The 581-nt window shown below is 43.4% G+C and carries 1 pseudogene; it reads right to left on the bottom strand.

Annotated features, from left to right (window positions below):
• Positions 1 to 303 precede the first annotated feature (303 nt).
• Positions 304 to 581, bottom strand: a pseudogene (locus R7R24_RS28900) (ribosome biogenesis GTPase YlqF); the annotation flags it as partial.

Below are 581 nucleotides of genomic sequence, written 5' to 3'. Positions count from 1 at the left end.
TGAAGATTTTGGGGAGAGTGTCACTAATCAAGTTGCATAACTTTGCTAGCGCTTGCAAACTCGATATTTAAGGGTTGGATGGTGGCTGTAACTCCTTAGGCTACGGGGGTCTAAACTAGTTTGTGTTCAATAAATAAACATGGTTTTTTGTGCTTGTACGCCGTAAAAAATGTAGTACAAAGTTCCACGTAAATACGACAAAAAGTGGTTACGTTGATGAGGCGAGGTTATCTAGTTGGGTGTAAAAGTGGCGGACAAAAAAGGCGCGAAAATCGCGCCTAGGAATAGAGTGAGAAAAAGAGCTTAGCGTTTGTTACGTAAGTAACGTTTACGACGTTCTTCCTTACGTTTCGCTTTCTCTTCTTCTTTGCGAGCCGTTTCTATTTCGACTTCGATCAGTTCTTGAGTAATCATCTCAGGAAGCTCAAGAGTGATTTGTCCTAGTGTACCTTGTCGAAGCTCGTGAAGTAGAATCTCAGATACTTTATGAAGATCCACTCGGCCACCTGCTCGTAGCGCACCGCGACGACGGCCAATTTCTTCCATGATCTCAATGTCAGACTCTGGCAGCTCTTCGATTT

Source organism: Vibrio sp. 704, assembly GCF_033339295.1.
The sequence above is the reverse complement of the archived record's forward strand: the minus strand, read 5'-3'. Positions and strand labels throughout refer to the sequence as shown.